Annotated in this window: 18 protein-coding genes; all 18 read left to right on the top strand. The window is 39.4% G+C overall.

Features of this window, described 5'->3' with window-relative positions; genetic code table 11:
• Nucleotides 1-33 precede the first annotated feature (33 nt).
• Nucleotides 34-1,158: a flagellar basal body P-ring protein FlgI gene (locus tag BROSI_RS17285; RefSeq protein WP_052565078.1), complete on the top strand. Its 1,125-nt coding sequence runs from the start codon at nucleotides 34-36 to the stop codon at nucleotides 1,156-1,158.
• Nucleotides 1,159-1,276: 118 nt separating this feature from the next.
• The gene (locus BROSI_RS17280; RefSeq protein WP_162183250.1) at nucleotides 1,277-1,678 is read left to right on the top strand and encodes a rod-binding protein; all 402 of its coding nucleotides are present in this window, start codon (nucleotides 1,277-1,279) and stop codon (nucleotides 1,676-1,678) included.
• A complete protein-coding gene (gene flgN, locus BROSI_RS17275; protein ID WP_052565074.1) occupies nucleotides 1,675-2,175 on the top strand; it encodes a flagellar export chaperone FlgN in 501 nt (166 codons plus the stop codon). The genes BROSI_RS17280 and flgN overlap by 4 nt, the downstream gene beginning before the upstream one ends.
• 13 nt (nucleotides 2,176-2,188) lie before the next feature.
• Nucleotides 2,189-4,150, top strand: a complete 1,962-nt coding sequence (gene flgK, locus BROSI_RS17270) for a flagellar hook-associated protein FlgK (protein WP_052565072.1) — start codon at nucleotides 2,189-2,191, stop codon at nucleotides 4,148-4,150.
• 21 nt (nucleotides 4,151-4,171) lie between these two features.
• Nucleotides 4,172-5,083 carry a flagellar hook-associated protein FlgL gene (gene flgL / locus BROSI_RS17265; RefSeq protein ID WP_052565071.1) on the top strand — a complete coding sequence of 304 codons (912 nt, stop codon included), beginning with the start codon at nucleotides 4,172-4,174 and terminating at the stop codon, nucleotides 5,081-5,083.
• Between the two features lie 273 nt (nucleotides 5,084-5,356).
• A complete protein-coding gene (gene fliW, locus BROSI_RS17260) occupies nucleotides 5,357-5,824 on the top strand; it encodes a flagellar assembly protein FliW (protein WP_052565069.1) in 468 nt (155 codons plus the stop codon).
• Between the two features lie 29 nt (nucleotides 5,825-5,853).
• A complete protein-coding gene (gene csrA, locus BROSI_RS21075; protein WP_052565067.1) occupies nucleotides 5,854-6,129 on the top strand; it encodes a carbon storage regulator CsrA in 276 nt (91 codons plus the stop codon).
• A gap of 23 nt (nucleotides 6,130-6,152) precedes the next feature.
• Nucleotides 6,153-7,271: a tetratricopeptide repeat protein gene (locus BROSI_RS17250; protein WP_052565066.1), complete on the top strand. Its 1,119-nt coding sequence runs from the start codon at nucleotides 6,153-6,155 to the stop codon at nucleotides 7,269-7,271.
• A 529-nt stretch (nucleotides 7,272-7,800) separates the two neighbouring features.
• The gene (locus tag BROSI_RS17245) at nucleotides 7,801-8,739 is read left to right on the top strand and encodes an NAD-dependent epimerase/dehydratase family protein (RefSeq protein WP_052565064.1); all 939 of its coding nucleotides are present in this window, start codon (nucleotides 7,801-7,803) and stop codon (nucleotides 8,737-8,739) included.
• 50 nt (nucleotides 8,740-8,789) lie between these two features.
• Nucleotides 8,790-9,521 carry a nucleotidyltransferase family protein gene (locus tag BROSI_RS17240; protein ID WP_200891782.1) on the top strand — a complete coding sequence of 244 codons (732 nt, stop codon included), beginning with the start codon at nucleotides 8,790-8,792 and terminating at the stop codon, nucleotides 9,519-9,521.
• A gap of 10 nt (nucleotides 9,522-9,531) precedes the next feature.
• Entirely contained in the window at nucleotides 9,532-10,614 is a 1,083-nt protein-coding gene (locus tag BROSI_RS17235) for a GHMP family kinase ATP-binding protein (protein ID WP_052565060.1), read from the top strand.
• A gap of 20 nt (nucleotides 10,615-10,634) precedes the next feature.
• A complete protein-coding gene (locus tag BROSI_RS17230) occupies nucleotides 10,635-11,510 on the top strand; it encodes a transketolase (protein WP_052565058.1) in 876 nt (291 codons plus the stop codon).
• The gene (locus tag BROSI_RS17225) at nucleotides 11,507-12,427 is read left to right on the top strand and encodes a transketolase family protein (protein WP_052565056.1); all 921 of its coding nucleotides are present in this window, start codon (nucleotides 11,507-11,509) and stop codon (nucleotides 12,425-12,427) included. Before BROSI_RS17230 ends, BROSI_RS17225 begins: the two co-directional genes overlap by 4 nt.
• 19 nt (nucleotides 12,428-12,446) lie before the next feature.
• Nucleotides 12,447-13,415: an NAD-dependent epimerase/dehydratase family protein gene (locus BROSI_RS17220; protein ID WP_052565054.1), complete on the top strand. Its 969-nt coding sequence runs from the start codon at nucleotides 12,447-12,449 to the stop codon at nucleotides 13,413-13,415.
• 27 nt (nucleotides 13,416-13,442) lie between these two features.
• The gene (locus tag BROSI_RS17215) at nucleotides 13,443-14,414 is read left to right on the top strand and encodes an aldo/keto reductase (protein ID WP_052565053.1); all 972 of its coding nucleotides are present in this window, start codon (nucleotides 13,443-13,445) and stop codon (nucleotides 14,412-14,414) included.
• A gap of 78 nt (nucleotides 14,415-14,492) precedes the next feature.
• Nucleotides 14,493-15,185 (top strand): TylF/MycF/NovP-related O-methyltransferase, encoded by a 693-nt coding sequence (locus BROSI_RS17210; protein ID WP_200891781.1) that lies wholly within the window; start codon nucleotides 14,493-14,495, stop codon nucleotides 15,183-15,185.
• A gap of 64 nt (nucleotides 15,186-15,249) precedes the next feature.
• Complete coding sequence (locus BROSI_RS17205) at nucleotides 15,250-16,674, top strand: B12-binding domain-containing radical SAM protein (protein ID WP_052565050.1); 1,425 nt, start codon at nucleotides 15,250-15,252, stop codon at nucleotides 16,672-16,674.
• Nucleotides 16,628-17,617 (top strand): class I SAM-dependent methyltransferase, encoded by a 990-nt coding sequence (locus BROSI_RS17200; protein ID WP_157842601.1) that lies wholly within the window; start codon nucleotides 16,628-16,630, stop codon nucleotides 17,615-17,617. Before BROSI_RS17205 ends, BROSI_RS17200 begins: the two co-directional genes overlap by 47 nt.
• Nucleotides 17,618-17,820: the final 203 nt, after the last annotated feature.

The following is a 17,820-nucleotide window of genomic DNA, read 5'->3' as shown; positions in this document are numbered from 1 at the left end:
GCAAAAGAACATATTTAAGAGAAAATATCCATCATGAATTCTGTTTTTAAATACCGAGCAATAATCTTTATTATTGCAGTCCCTTTGTTTATGACATCGCTTTGCAAATTTACTCAAGCGGCTGTCCGTATGAAAGACATTGCCTACGTTCAGGGCGTTCGTGATAACCAGCTTTATGGATACGGCCTTGTCATAGGACTGCAGGGAAGCGGAGACAGCCAGATATTCAGGGTTACAAGACAACTGGCCGTAAATATTTTTGAAAAGCTCGGAGTGTTAATATCTGAATCAGATTTCCTGTCAAAAAACATTGCGGCAGTTATGGTCACTGTCAACATTCCGGCCTTTGCAAGACCAGGCGACAAACTCGACGTTGTCGTTTCTTCTCTTGGAGATGCAAAAAGCCTCGAAGGGGGCGTCTTACTTCAGACTGCTTTACAAGGCGCTGACAATGAAGTATATGCAGTAGCACAGGGACCTTTATCCATTGGCGGTTATAACGTGGAAGGGCAAGCTCAATCTCTCCGCAAAAATATATCTACAACTGCATACATCTCAAATGGCGCCATCGTTGAAAAAGAGATCCAATCTTCTATTTTATACGGCAAATCGCTAAGCGTTGTCTTACGTGACCCTGATTTTACAACAGCAAATCGTTTGGTGGAAGTAATTAATAATCTCTATCCAAATGCAGCAAGAGCAATAGACGCAGCAGTCGTGGATATTATACCCCCGAAAGATTTCCAATCAGAGGATTCCATTATACGATTTGTGGCAAATATCGAAGAGTTGTACGTTAAACCGGACAGTATTGCCAGGGTCATTATCAACGAACGCACGGGAACAATCGTTGCCGGTGAAAATGTTCGAATATCGACGATAGCCATTGCGCATGGAAATTTAAGTATTACCATCAATGAAAGACCTGAGGTTTCACAACCTGGCGCATTATCATCCGGTCAAACAGCTGTAGTGCCCAGAACAGATATTCAAGTGACCGAAGAGGAGAAGAAATTAAACGTAATTCAGGAGGGGGTAACGATATCTGACGTCGCACGGGCTCTTAATGTGTTAGGAGTAACACCAAGGGATTTGATCTCTATATTCCAGGCAATTAAAAGAGCGGGCGCCCTTCATGCTGAACTTATAATTATGTAAAAACTTCTTTTTATAATATTAAATTTTTGAATTACTTTTCTTAAGAATGGAGTTATCCATGGAAAATTATTCAGCAATAAACCCTTTGCTCATTTCCCAACCTTCTTCGGCTGAAACAGTGAAAAATCTCAGTCAGCAGAAGGGTAAAAATACTGATGCGCTTTCCCTTAAGAAGGCATCGCAGGATTTCGAATCAATCCTCGTCAATTTTGTCATTGATGCCATGTGGAAAACAATACCAAAATCGGACTTATTCGAAGAAAACACCGCTGGAATGGAAACCTACACCGAAATCATGCACACCGCCCTTTCACAAGATATTGTTTCCAAGGGAGGCTTTGGAGTTGCATCGGTGATTTATGAACAACTGCTGCGTGATAAAGAACTGGCTGAAAAACCGCTTAGCGAACATCCCCTGTTAAAGGATAATAACAACACTTTTGATTTAAAAAGAGCATTTGAAGGAGAGTTAGTTCACAGGAAAAATGAAAAAGACAATAATGGAGTTAATCCATCATGAATACCTTGTTAGACAAATTAACTGAAACGATTGACCGGTTATCTATCATTTACGATGAACTGCTTGAAACTGCAAAAACAAAACAGTGTTGCCTGATATCGGGAAATATTGAAGAACTGGAAATGCTTCTTTATCAGGAGAAGAACCAAACCGAAATCGCCCAGCTCCTTGAAGAAAAAAGACAAAACATCATAAACAGCTATTGTAAAGAAAACCATGCGCAGAGGAAAAATGTTACCATGAGATCTTTGATGAATAATATGGACAATTTGCACAGGGAGAGAGTCGGCAGCCTGCTAAACAAATTAACACTGTCAATGAAACAATTACAGCAGGTAAACCAGACCAATACGACCCTCACTCACTATTCACTTGATATTACTGAAGACATTATAAAAATATTTTGCCCCTCTGCATTTCAATACTCTGTATACCACCATACGGGAAAAATCCAAGAGCATGAGATGCCTATGGTTTTAATTGATACAGAAATATAAGGAGAGTAAGAATATGTCTTCAGATTTACAAATTGGTTTAAGTGGAATATTAGCCGCCCAACGTGCCATGCTGGTCACGGCCCACAATATTTCAAACTCAAATACAAAAGGCTATACAAGACAGTCAACCATCATGGCAACAAAACTACCCGTAATGACAACAGCAGGCACCATTGGACAGGGTGTAGAGATCGTAAAGATCATTAGACATAAAGATGACTACCTCAACAGCCGTTTGAGAGATATCTCGTCATCCCTTGGCAATGCATCCATACAAAGTCAGTATCTCAGAGAACTGGAAACCGTTTTTAATGAAACTTCCGAAGCCAGCTTAAATAATGCATTGGCGTCTTTTTTCAGAGGCATAAACGACCTTTCACAAAACGCGCAAAATATAAGTTCACGCGCAACTCTTTTGGAAAAAGCCAATACACTGACCGATACCTTCCATAGAACAATTAATGAACTGAACCAGATGAAAATATTTGTCAAACAAAGCATAGAAAGCAAAATATCAGACGTCAACAATCTGACAGCAAACATAGCAAGTATAAATAAACAAATCTCTGCCCTTAAAGTTAAAGGCATTGAATCCAACGACCTATTGGATAAGAGAGAGGCGTTGTTGCTCGATCTCAGCAAGTTGATCAACATCACTGTTATTAGCCAGGATAATGGAATAGTAAATGTCGCAACATCGGGTGGAACTTTAGTATCGGGTACAAACTCCACAAGCATCACTACTGAAATAGATACCTCTGGAGACATCAATGTCGTAAATTCCAGGAGTGAAAACTCAAAGTATGTCTTTAAAACCGGTGAAATAAAAGGATTGCAAAGCTTTTATAATGAAACTATTGTAAATTACGATGATAAACTAGACACATTGGCATCCGGCCTTATAAAGGACATTAATCGCATTCATAGCGAGGGCGTGGGGCTATCGGGTGGATTTGCCAGTATACTGTCAACCAACACAGTATCAAGTACCACCGCGGCGTTAAATTCAACCGGGCTGGATATTATGCCCACTTCAGGAGATATTTATATTACGGTAATCAATACAAGCACAGGAGAAGTAACAAAGAACAAAATTTCTGTGGATGTTACAACAGATTCCCTTACCGACCTCCAGACCTCCATAGACGGTCTTGCAAACATTTCGGCATCCATCGTGGACAATAAACTTCTCATCAAAGCCGACTCTGGTTACAAATACAATTTTTCGTATGCCTTAGACCCAAATCCCGGGTCACTGGGAACCTCCACGGTTTCCGTTTCAGGTATTTACTCAGGACAATCTAACGATGTGTATACTTTTACCGCCCTGGGTACCGGCACAATCGGAAGCACTGCGGGACTCCAGATTGAGGTGAAAAACAGCAGCGGAGCAGTTATAGCAACACTCGACGTAGGCAGTGATTACACACCGGGTAATATAATCAACGTCGCAAATGGAGTATCTCTCTCTTTTTCTGGCGATGCAATTACCTCAGGCGATACACTTTCATTAGACGTTATAAACGACTCTGATACCACCGATTTACTGGCAGCCTTGGGAATTAATACTTTCTTTAGTGGATCCGATGCCTCCGATATAGCCATAAATCCGGATATTGATAAAGATGTATCATTGATTGCTGCCTCGACAGGCGAGATAGGAAATAACACAAATGCATTGCGTTTGGCAGCATTACAGGATGACACTAGCGCTATCGATAATACAACATTTGGTGATTATTTGCACCAGATAGCATCGTCATTGGGAGAGGAAGCCAGCAATGCCTATAAATCTGAAGAAAGTTTTACTGCCTTAGAAACAAGTCTGGGGAATCGCAGGGATGAGATATCGGGTGTCTCTACGGATGAAGAATTAGTCAATCTGGTAAGGTTTCAACAGGCATATCAAGCCTCTGCAAAATATATCTCCATCGTTGACGGGCTTGTAGAGAGATTATTAAGCTCGTTTGGTTAAACTATTATGGAGGAATAAAGAATGTCATTCAGAATAGCCCAGGAAAGTATAAACCGGACTATACTTTCTAACATAAACCTCAATTTTAAAAAAATGCAGGAGATACAGGAAAAGCTATCGAGCGGAAAACAAATAAACCGCCCCTCAGACAATCCTTCAGGTACGCGTAAAATCCTCGGGTTAAAGACGGAAGAAATTCAATTCCAGCAATTTTCAGATAATACGGAGGCAGCAAAAGAGCAAATAAATTATACATTCAATACCCTTGAGAGCATTCAGGAGATCCTGGCTCAAATAAAAGAACTAACCATGCAAGCTACGAACGATACACTTGGGCAACCCGAAAGAAAGGTCATCGCCAGTGAGTTGAATGAATTGTTGGAATCTGTTCTGCAATTCTCAAACACGGATAACGACGGTCAGTACATATTCTCTGGCACAAAAACCTCCACGATCCCCTTTTCAGCTACGCGCGATGGCAACGGTAAAATATCCTCAATATCTTACGTAGGCAATAATGAAGAAATTAAATATCAGCTAGGTCCAAATACGTACATACAAGTAAATATACCCGGTGGAACATTCTTTCAAAATAACGGCGTTTTTTCGACCTTAATCTCGTTAAGAGACGCGCTCGAGTCAAGTACTTTTGATTCTTCCGCTTTTTTAGATTTGAGGAGTACTTTAGATACCACAACAGGCACTTTATTATCAGAGATTACCAGGTTCGGCGCAAAGGCAAGCAGGTTGGAATTGACTGCACACAGCCTTGAAAACTCCCGAATAGCATTGAAAGAATTGATATCATATACAGAAGATGCTGATATAGCATCTTTGATTATGGAATTGAAGCATCAGGAAAACATCCTGCAATCCTCTTTAGAAACAGGCGCACGGATTATTCAACCCACCCTTCTTGATTTTTTACGATAAAAATATTGTTCAAAAATTACTCATTATTGTAAAGAAATTATACCCACTTCCCCAACGACAGATACCAATCCGGAAGAATTTTCCCCCCCTCCTTTCTCCTGATCACATTTTTTACAAAAATCCATAGCGCAAAAGAATCTTTAACTATCACCCATGAAAGACTATAGGACCTTATTACTCTCCGGCACATTGAAGTATTTTCAGATGGTATAATGTTTGCTAATTGTCTTTATAAAAGTACGCCACTTTAAAATTTTAAGATAGGAGTTAAACATGTTAAAAATGGAAGACAAACTGCTAGGAAACGGTAATACATTAAATTTATCAACAGAAAAATTTGGTAATTTACGCATCGAAAAAGAAAACATTATAACTTTTGAAAGTGGTCTCCTGGGATTTGAAGATTTAAAGCAATTTGTTATCGTTGATATTGAAGAATGCCTTCCCTTCGAATGGCTGGTTTCAGTAAAAGACCCTCTCGTTGCTTTTCCTATCCTTAACCCAATGCCCTTTTTTATCGACTATAATCCGGTGAAATTCATAGATGACCTGTCATCACTAGGCATCAAGAATATAAAAAACGTTGAAACATTTTGTACGGTCACCTTAGGGAATAGTCCATCAGACGTTACCATAAATCTCAAGGGCCCTATAATTATCAATATGAAAAATAAAAAAGGAAAACAATTTGTGGTAACTGAAGACTATTATAGTTTACATCATCCACTTATTCGAACTTAGTCCATCAATTTTCAGAAAGGCGAAATATCGTGTTAATACTGACAAGGAAGTTAGGAGAAAGCATTACCATAGGTGATGAGATAAAAGTTACCATTGTTGACTGTCAGGGTAAACAGGTTAAATTGGGTATCATTGCACCGAAACATGTTAAGGTTCATCGGGAAGAAATATTTGAAAAGATTCAGGAAGAAAACAAGAAGGCAGCCACGGTATCTAAACATGCCATAGCTGAAATTGCTCAAAAGTTACGAAAGAACTCAAAACAAACAGATTCAAAGGAAAGAGAACCAATTTCTTCTCTATAAATATTAAAGAAAGGAAAATAACCATGTTAAATTTAATGAAAAAAAATTCATTACAAACTGTACCCATCAATGAGAACCTCAAGGACAATCGCACCGATTTTGAAGCAAACGTAACACTCGCAAATGCAAACATTGAAAAAGGCAACTGGGACGAAGCTTATCCGTATCTAAAGACAGCAATCGAAATAAATCCTGATTACTCACAAGGATACAATCACCTTGGTATTTTTTGCACCAGAAAGAAAAAATATACTGAGGCGATTAACAACTTCAAAAAAGCATTACAGGCAGATTTTTCCTTGACAGAAGCACATTACAATCTTGCCGTTTTGCATATGGAACGCAAGGAATACAATATGGCACTTTCACATTTTAAAGAAGTTGTACTCGCTAATCCCGATGACCATGAGACCTATTACCTCATGGGATTGTGCTGCGTCCATAATAAGATGGAAATTGAGGCCGAATCCTTTTTTTCCGAGTCTCACAGATTAAAGCCGGAATCCATACCATCAGCTATATCCCTTTGTAAACTACTCATCAGAAAAAACGATTATACAAAGGCTAAAAACATACTTTTGCATATACTCATGAGCAATCCATCTCTACCAGAAGTGAATCTTCTGCTGGGCATTATCTATCACCTTCAAAAAAAATATACCAGAGCAATGCACTATCTGAGGAAAACGTTACTCATAGATAAAAATAACATAGAGGCGTATAACCTGCTGGGCGAGTGCTGCGTGGACTCGGGCATGGACAAGCAGGCAGAAACCTTCTTCGCAATGGCTATTAAACTTGATAATTCATACCTAGAGGCATTTTACAACCTTGGAAATCTTTATTACAAACAAGAAAAATATGGAGATGCCGTTTCCACCCTGGAAGAATTTATGAAAAACAAAGAGGCATCCGACAGTATCAACTCACTTTGGTCAGAAAACGCCCATACAGAAAATGACGAAATGGTACCACTTTATAATTTACTGGGACATTGTTATAAAATGGCTAAAAACCACCTTAAAGCACGGACTGTCTGGGAAAAGTCATTAGCCATACAACCCCAACAACAAGACATAAAAGCCCTTTTAGCCGATTTGCCACAACCATTGCATAAACGGATTAGTCTTGTAATTGATTAGCTGCCCTTATCATCGATTTCTTTTCAATTGCGTAACTATAGTTCTTGTTTCATCTGATATCAGGGCAATAAAAGAAAATTTCTGGGGTTCTTGGCAGTAAATGGTTTGAAGGGTTGGTCATCAATCGGGATGAAAAATAAAAATCCTCGGAGCCAAATATTTGGGATCTCCCGTCATGCCTGTTGTTTATTAAACTTGAAATTAATATTCGTAGAAATTTGTATCTGAACATTCATATTTTTATCATCATGTATATTTTTCAAACATTTTTTATTCTTATTTCTCTTCAAAAAATTTTTTCTTTACACTCCCGAGAGATACAATTTTAGCCATTAGTCTTTTCTTGCTATTGCATACTTATGTATTGTCTACTTCCTATTTCGTATCTCATAATACCTCATACCAAACATGTTCATGCTTCTCCAACTAGTTTTATCCGCGTTTGGTATTATGATTGCCCAACATCCAGGCAACATTCCTAGATTTTCAATCTATTATTTTGGGAAATTACACAAGGAGTAGTATTCTAATGGGCTATAACATCTTAGTTACCGGTGGTGCAGGATATATAGGTTCAATACTGGTTCCAGAATTATTAAAATCAGGGCACAACGTAACTGTATTGGATAACTTCGTGTTTGGACAAAATTCGTTAATCGAATGCTGTATATACGAAAACTTTAATGTTGTAAAAGGAGATGCAAGAGATGAGGATATTTTAAAGCCTCTTCTGCAAAAACCCGATTATATTATCCCTTTGGCAGCATTAGTAGGTGCTCCACTTTGCAGCAGGGATAAGATAGGAACTGTAACTACCATAAGAGACGCTGCTGCTTCCTTGGTAAAGCTTGCATCAAAGGAACAGAAAATAATCATACCTACAACTAATAGCGGATATGGTATTGGGCAAAAAGGGGTGTATTGCACTGAAGAAACCCCTTTGAAGCCGATTTCTTTGTATGGCAAAGCAAAAGTAGAGGCGGAGAAAATTGCACTTGATAGAGGAAATGCTATGAGTTTTAGACTAGCTACAGTGTTTGGCATGTCTCCACGGATGAGGATCGACTTACTGGTAAATGATTTTACCTATAGGGCTGTTAAAGACCGATTTGTAGTGATTTTTGAAGGCCATTTCAAAAGAAATTATGTCCATATTCGTGATGTGGCAAGGGCGTTCATCCACGCCATAGACAATTTTAATATCATGAAAAACGAGCCTTATAATGTGGGTTTATCAGATGCCAATCTTTCAAAGCTTGAACTTTGTATAAAAATAAAAGAGCAAGTTCCCGATTTCGTGTATTTAGAGTCACCGGTAGGTGAAGATCCCGATAAGAGAGACTACATCGTATCAAACGAAAAAATAGAAAAGACAGGATTTAAACCTATTTATTCACTTGAAATGGGAATAAAGGAACTCATTAAAGGATATAGAATAATTACAAACAGCAAATATGGCAATGTTTAAAGTAATACGGAATTATATTCTTATATTATTACAAGATACAACTAACACTATTGAATAACTTATCGAAAATTACAGCAACTATTCTTGCAGGAGGGCTTGGAACACGTCTCCGTTCAGTAGTATCTGGCAAGCCGAAAGTCCTGGCAAAAGTAAATGGCCGTCCTTTTATGGCTTACCTGCTGGATCAGTTAAGTCAAGCAGGAGTAAAAAAAGTTGTGTTGTGTACAGGCTATTTAGGAGAACAGGTAAAAGCAACTTTCGGCAAGTTCTATAACGGTCTTGCACTTTCATATTCCCAGGAACAGTCAGCTTTTGGAACCGGAGGTGCACTTAGAATAGCGCTTCCACTGTTAAAATCAGAACCCGTGTTGGTCTTAAATGGTGACTCATTTTGCCAAACCGATTTTATTTATTTTCTGAACCAACACATTACAAGGAAGGCAACCGCTTCTTTGCTTTTGACGGAAGTACCAGATATTGGTCGTTACGGCTCCGTCCACTTGTCGGTGGATGGTGAAATCATATCTTTTGAAGAAAAAGGCAAGAAAACCGGGATAGGATTAATCAATGCCGGAGTGTATCTTTTAAATCATACCTTTCTAGAATCGATACCGAAAGACACAAATGTTTCGCTGGAGCATGAGATATTTCCCTTGTGGATTAGCAAGGGACTTTATGGCTTTCGGAGCAAAGGAAATTTTATTGATATTGGAGTACCACAAGATTATGCAGCAGCAGGAGGTTTTTTAAAGAGTAGTATTAAGGTATCATCCATTAACTAAGGAGAGAAAAATGATTATAAGCAGAACACCTTACCGTATCTCCTTTTTTGGCGGTGGAACCGATTACCCAGCATGGTATGAAAAACATGGTGGGGCTGTGCTGGCTACAACTATTGATAAGTATTGCTATCTTACCTGCAGATATTTTCCTCCTTTTTTTGAACACAAATTTCGTATTGTTTGGTCAAAAATTGAAAATTGTGCTGATGTTCAGGAAATCAATCATCCTGCTGTACGTGAAATCTTAAATTTCTTGAAGCTCGAACGGGGTATCGAGATACATCACGTGGGTGACCTGCCAGCCAGAAGCGGTATGGGTTCAAGTTCTTCCTTTACAGTTGGGTTACTCCATGCGCTCTATGCACTGAAAGGCTACATGCCCACCAAACATCAGTTAGCAAAAGAAAGCATTTTCATTGAGCAAGAACTCCTGAAAGAAACCGTTGGTTCTCAGGATCAAGTACTCGCAGCCCATGGTGGCTTCAATCAGATTCTCTTTCTTAAAAACGGTGAAATATCCGTTCGTCCGATAGTATTGGCATCAGAACGGTTTGACGAACTTAATTCACATCTTATGTTGTTTTATACTGGTATGAAACGTACCGCCTCTGATGTTGCAAGCTCCTATGTTAATGGTATAGAAGAGCGCAAACGACAGTTACGCGTCATGAAGGATATTGTGGAAGAAAGTATTTCTATCCTTAATAGTAACCATGATATTACCGCTTTTGGAGAATTGATGCACGAATCGTGGCTGGTTAAGCGCAGTTTAAGTTCCAATGTATCTAATCCACATATCGATGGAATTTATGAAAAAGCTATTACTGCGGGTGCAATTGGTGGTAAGTTAACTGGGGCAGGGGGCGGAGGATTCTTGCTTCTCTTTACTCCTCCAGACAAACGCAAAGATGTAAAGGAGGTGTTAAATAATTTAATCTATGTACCCTTTAAATTTGATTTCTCCGGGAGCCAGATTATTTACCATAATTTTGAGGAAGATTATTCAGGAATTGAGAAAGAACGGAATAATCAATCTATTATCTTATCGCGAGAACTTGAAAGTTATAACTGCCAGACATTGCAAAAAATTTAATTTTATAAGTGAATTTCACTATGCAAAAGAACCTCTATAAAGAATTGTTGTATCAAAAAGATATTCAAATGCTTGAAAATAAAGCCAGAAGTATCAGGGCAACCTGTATTAAAATGGCTCATGACGGTAAAGAGGGACATTTAAATGGAGCTTTAAGTTGCGTTGATTTACTGGTCGGACTATATTACACCTGGCTTAAAGTTACACCCGATGACTTAAATAGAAAAGACAGAGACCGTTTCATATTCAGTAAAGGACATGCATGTTCATCACTTTATGCCGTAATGGCTGATCGTGGCTTTTTCCCCAAACACTGGATCTCCAGTTATGCACAAAATGATTCTCCCTTACCGAGTCATCCATGTATTCACGCCCTCCCGATTCTCGAATGCTCTTCAGGAAGCCTGGGACACGGGCTTGGTATGGCTACAGGCATGAGTTACGGCTTGCGAATGGATGGAATACAAGCAAGGGTGGCGGTTCTTATCAGTGACGGAGAATGTAACGAGGGGAGTACCTGGGAAGCAGCTACTTTTGCCGTGGCAAATCGACTCGATAATCTGTTGCTTATCGTAGACAATAATGGGATTCAGTCGGTAGGTCTATCAGATAAACTAATGGGTTTCACATCACTGGAAGAAAAATACAATGCGTTTGGCTGGACTACCCGAATGATAAATGGAAACAATATCACAGAGATTGTTGAAACTTTAAAGGAATTCCCTTTTGAAAAAGGGCGTCCGTCAGCAATTATTGCAAAAACAGTAGCGGGTGCTGGTGTCAGTTTTATGGAAAATCAGGTACTCTGGCATTACCGGGTGCCATCTGATGAAGACCTTAGAAAAGCTATGCAAGAGTTAAGCGAAGTCCCCTTTTATACGGAGTCAAATGCATGAGAAAAGCATTCGCAGATACACTTACACAGATTGCGGAACAGAATTCTCGTGTTGTTCTTGTTACCGGTGATCTCGGATTCCAGGTTTTTGATGAATTTCATGCAAGGTTTGGCCCACGCTACATAAATGTCGGTGTTGCTGAAGCACAAATGATTTACACAGCTGCAGGGCTTGCAACAGTTGGTTGGCGTCCTGTAGCTTACTCTATTGCCTCGTTTGCAACAGCTCGACCTTTCGAGCAAATTCGTTATTGTGTAAGTTACCCAAATTTACCGGTTGTTATCATAGGAGCAGGCAGGGGATATCTTTATTCGACCAGCGGTGTTTCACACCACGCCGCTGATGACCTTGCGCTCATGTCAGTACTTCCTGGAATGACGGTAGTAGCCCCTGGAGACCCGGACGAAGTAGTACAACTTTTCCCTCAACTATTTAATTTACCAGGGCCTTCATACTTCACCGTAGGCCGCTTTGGTGAGCCGTCGTATGAAGCCTCTGAACCAGCAATTTTAGGACGTGCCAGGCTTCTTCGTAAGGGAGAGCAAATAGCCATTATTGGTACTGGTGAAATTGCCAACGAAATACTGAAGGCAATGAAACTTCTCGAACCGGACAAGATTTTTCCAACTGCCTATCAAATGCACACAGTAAAGCCCTTGGATACGAACACGTTGAATTCGTTGGCAAATGAAGTACACACCATGGTGGTGGTAGAGGAGCATGTCCCACATGGCGGACTATGGGCCGCCATAAGCGCATGGCATATAAGTGCCAAAACGACTCCTCGAATGATTCGGCTTGGCCCCCCTGATAGTTTTGTCCTTGGGAATTTACGGCAAGACGAACTTAGGCGTCGTCTCAATTTTGATGCTAATGCGATAGCAAGCACCTGCCGCTCGTTGTGGAAAAAGAAATAAAAATCTTTAAGGAGGCGCTGTGTATCATAAGATTTTAGTAACAGGAGGCTCTGCTGTAACTGGCAGTGCCTTAAAATCCATAATCGGTGATTATCCGGAAAGTAAGTTCTTTTTCATAAATTCAAAGGATTGCAATCTGGTCGATAGAGATAAAACCATCGCATACGTAAGCGGATTACAGCCGGACGCCATCATTCATCTGGCGGCAATTAGCGGTGGTATAGGTCTGAGTATGAAATATCCAGCAACCCTATTACGGGATAACGTGTTGATGAATTTTAACATTCTAGAGGCAGGCAGGCTATGCAACGTAAAAAAGATTGTTATGACCCTTACTACTGGCATGTATCCGGCGGATGCGTCACTCCCCCTCAAAGAAGAGTACATTCACAACGGTCATCCACACGAATCGAACTACGGTTCTTCGTTTGCTAAAAGGCTGGTTGATCCTGCCATTAAAGCGTACCGGGCAGAATATGGTTTAAATATCATAGGTTTGGTGCCAAACGGAATATTTGGTGAAAACGATAACTTCAATTATGATGATGCACCCATGGTTCCAACGCTTATCAGACGCTTTTATGAAAACAGGCATGGCAATTCAAAAATAGTTATCTGGGGTGACGGCACTCCCCTTCGGGAATATACTTATGCAAAGGATGTCGCTAAGGCTTTCATGTGGTGCCTGAACCATTATAATGATGCGCAAATACTAAATATTGGCACAACGGAAGAGCTTTCTGTAAAGGAAATAGCATATCTTATCGCCAGCTTCTTGAATATTGATACCAGTCGCATTGAATTTGACACAACAAAACCAAATGGAATATTCAAAAAGAGCGTAGATAATTCCCGCTTTATCAGTATCTCAAAATTCCAATATACACCTTTTAAGGCCGGTTTGGAAAACACCATCAGGTGGTTTTGTGATACCTATCAGAAATCCCCTGAAAGCATAAGAATGAAGGGTAAAAGCAGAATCAACTAAGTTGGAACTATTATACTGGAAAAATCAATGAAATACAGAAAACTTGGTAATACTGGAATAGAAGTATCAGAAATCGGTTTTGGAACCTGGGGGCTAGGCGGTAATTCATACGGTCCGGTCGATGACAATGTCTCTAAAGCTGCCTTACGTTTTGCCTTTGATTCTGGAATAACTTTCTATGATACATCCGACCTGTATGGTAACGGCCACAGTGAGGAAGTTCTAGGTGACGCATTGCACGATGTTAGAGATAAAATCATTATTTCTACAAAAGTTGGTTTGCTTCCGCATACTGGCTTCGACATGCCATGCGACTTTTCTCCTGCATACATAAGACAGGAGCTAGATGCCAGCATAAGGCGATTAAGATCAGACTATGTTGATATCTATCTTCTGCACAGCCCAACTATTGAAATGCTAAGAGAGGATCGAGAAATTGTTGCCACACTGCAAACCCTTAAAGAAGCCGGGAAAATCCATGCATACGGGATTTCTGTAAGATCGCCTGATGATGGGCTTGTGGCAATTCAAGAATTTGGTATTAACGTAGTTCAGGTAAATTTTAACATGATTGATCAGAGAGCAATTAATAACGGCCTGTTTGATTTAGCTTATGAGAAGAAGGTAGGGGTTATTGCACGAACGCCGCTATGTTTTGGATATTTAACAGGCAAGTTGCATGGGAACGAAAAATTTGAAGGTATAGATCACAGAACGAATTGGCCAGTAGACCAACGGCAAAGATGGGCTAAGGCACCCGGTTTATTTTCGTTCCTGAACCAAGGGAAGAACCGTACTCCGGCACAGTTGGCGTTGCGGTTCTGCCTTGACCATAAAAGCGTTTCAACAGTTATTCCCGGTATGATGAATTGTAATGAAGTCAGAGAAAATGCCCTGGTCAGCAGTTTGGAAGCATTGAATGCTGAAGAAGTGGCAAGAATTAAATTGATATATGAAAACAACAGCTTTTATGACAATTCTGCTAAACAAAGAAAGTAAGCCATGACTCTTCAAGATCCATCACGATTTTTAGAGCCAGCAAGGACAACAACTAGTGAAGTTCAATTTCGGGTTATTTTGGAAGATTATTTTTCAAACAGCATTGGAAGCAACGTTGAGAAACTGCAGAATTTTACCAAATATGTGCCAACGCAGGATCTAAGAAAATTCTTTTGCAGGTATGAGCTTTTTAGAAAAATTCTGCATGTTCATGGTTCAATCGTCGAATGTGGTGTGCTCTATGGTGGTGGTTTGATGGCGTGGGCGCAGTTAAGTGAAATTTTTGAACCTTTGAATCATCTTCGAAATATTATCGGTTTTGACACTTTTGCAGGTTTTGTATCTTTTTCTGAAATGGATAAAACAGGCACCGCATTTCAGGGTAAAAATGGAGGATTGGCAATAGATACTTATGATGACTTGCTGAATAGTATTGCCTTATATAATAAAAATCGTTTTCTCAACCACATAGAGAAAGTTAAATTGGTTAAAGGCGATGTTGCCGAATCTCTTCCCACATATCTAAAGACAAATCCACATCTTGTTGTTAGCCTTTTGTATCTTGATTTTGACATATATGAACCAACAGTCGTTGCCCTTAAGCATCTAATACCGAGGATTCCTAAGGGAGGCATCATAGCTTTTGACGAGCTAAACCACGAGGTTTGGCCAGGTGAAACAATTGCAGTAATGCAGGAGATAGGTTTAAACAAGCTGAGAATAGAAAGATTTCCTTTTGGTTCTACCATGTCATATGCAGTAATTGAATAACCAACTTATTATCAAAAAAAATGATGAAAAGTTCATACGTTCTCTCAATAAGAAGGAATTTCAAATGAGGATTATATTAATCAATCCACCAACACCTGAATATATGCCAAATAAAGAATTTATACCTCCACCGTCCTTACTTTATTTGGCTGGAGTTTTACAGAGAGCGGATTTTACGGTTAGTATATTGGATTTGAATACCTATAAACCATGGGAGATAGTTACTGATAGTACTGATATATTTTTAAATATCATTATTACTGAGCAGATTTCTGACTTTAGACCTTCCTTAATTGGAATAGGATGCCTTTTTTCCGGGCAATTCCCATCAGTACTGAAACTTTCCGAGTCAATCAAGAACCACTTTCCCACCATTCCCATTGTGATCGGAGGAATGCATCCAACCATTTATCCGGCCGAAATTCTTAAGAATTGCCCGTCCATTGATTACGTGGTGGTCGGTGAGGGTGAGGAGCAGATTGTAGCTTTAGCAAGTGCTGTAAAGAATAACTCTTTTCCTTTTGAGCAGCTTGAAGGTTTTGCATATCGAAATAACGGAAAAGTTATGGTTAATCCCAAAAAAACTTTTATAGAAAAAACATACGACCTCCCATTTCCAGCCTATAATTTGATTAATTTCGAAGATTACTATCACGATACATCTCATTGGCACAATCCAAAAGGGTTATCCTTTCATATGACAGTTCCTATTATTTCCAGCAGGAGTTGTCCGATGCGATGTAACTTTTGCTCTATGTTTTTGGTCATGGGTCCAAAGATAAGAACCCGATTGCCTGACCATGTTGTTGATGAAATACAATTACTTTATGATACCTATGGTCAGAGGCATTTTTCTTTTATGGATGACAATATCAATATTAATAAAAAGCATATTATGGAAATATGTAAACAAGTTATGCAAAGAAATCTTGACATCCAATTTGAAACTCCTAATGGGTTGATGGTGTCTGCCCTGGACAGAGAAGTGATGGATATGATGGTCCAGGCTGGGTGGGTAAGAGGGGCAATTGCCATTGAAAGTGGTTCTGATTTTATCCGAAACAAGATCATGGGAAAGCGCCTGAAGAGAGAAAAGATATTTGAAGTTACGCAAATGGCCAAATCATATAGGAATCTATATTTTAAAGCCTATTTCATAATCGGTATGCCGGAAGACACAAAGGAAACACTTATGGAAACATATAACATGATTAAGGAAATAAACGTCGATGAGACGTATGTAACCAATCTAATACCTTTTCCAGGTACATCGGTATTTGAACAGGCATTGAGAGATAATCTTTTTATTGAAGAATTTGACGTTAACAACCTCTGGCGTATGAATGGATTCCATTACACTGATAATAAGCGTTTTTACATTAAGCCGTATCAGCTTGGCCTGGAAGAACTGAGAGCATTCAGGGATAAGTTCGATACCTTACTTGCAGAAAATAAGAGAAAGAGATCATCGGAGCGATGCCGTGCATAGCCAGAAAAATTTGGCAGAAGTGACTATAGAGGATTTTGCCCGGTTATTCGGTACAACTGCAGACGATATTGCTAATAGTTGTAAGGAACTTATAAATACTATGAATTTTCGTTATGAACGACTTTCTAGTACTGAGCGAGACAAATTGATACTCAATATACTAAAAAGAATTGATTCGACCAATTTAGGTGTATCCGGGGAGGAAAGAAAGCCGGAATGGGAAAGAGGTTGGACTGAAAATCTCCATGATTTCGTTGATTCTGGATACGATATCTCCAAACTCGTGCCAAAGTACTTCAAGAAAAATGTTCCCGTTCGGCTCAATCGTGAGTATGTGATGCCAGTTGATCCTGATTTCGTCCTTAACTGTACCAAGGTTTTTCGTAACTGGATATTCAATAAATATTTGAAAGATGTCGATTCTATCTACGAATTCGGTTGCGGCCCTGCCACTCACCTTGCCTTTTTGGCAGGTATTTATCCTGAGAAGAAGCTTTATGGACTTGACTGGGCAAAACCTTCACAGGAAATTATCAGGCTTTTGGCAAAACATTTTGGCTGGCAGATAGAAGGGCGTCATTTTGATTTCTTTGCCCCTGATGCAAATTTGCATCTGAATGAGAACAGCGCAGTGTATACTTTTGGAGCACTCGAGCAGATAGGAAGGAATCATGAAGCCTTTCTGCAGTTCCTGCTGAAAGAATCTCCCGATTTATGCATTAATGTGGAATGTATTTGTGAGCTTTACAACCAAGATTGCTTGCTCGACTTTCTCGCCTTTAAGTACCACAAGAGAAGAAATTATCTAGATGGCTATCTTACCCGTTTGCAGGAATTGGAGGTTGAAGGAAAGATCCAAATAGTTGCAATGCACCATCAACAATTTGGCAACATATATGACGATTCCCATTCTTATGTGATATGGATACCAAAGGAAAAATAACGGCTATGCCATCTAAGGTGTTCTGATTTATGAAAAAATATTTTATTGTTACATCTTACGGCAGAACAGCCACCTATTGGCTTGCGGATGCTTTGAACAGCCATCGAGATATTATATCGACTGTTAAAAAATCAATGTGTGCGTAGTGTTCTCAATAAAGGAATTTTAGCAAGATATCAATTACGAGAAATTGTAAATATACT

It is taken from the genome of Candidatus Brocadia sinica JPN1 (genome assembly GCF_000949635.1).
Taxonomy (GTDB): domain Bacteria; phylum Planctomycetota; class Brocadiia; order Brocadiales; family Brocadiaceae; genus Brocadia; species Brocadia sinica.
This window is presented reverse-complemented; position numbering and strand designations above follow the sequence as displayed.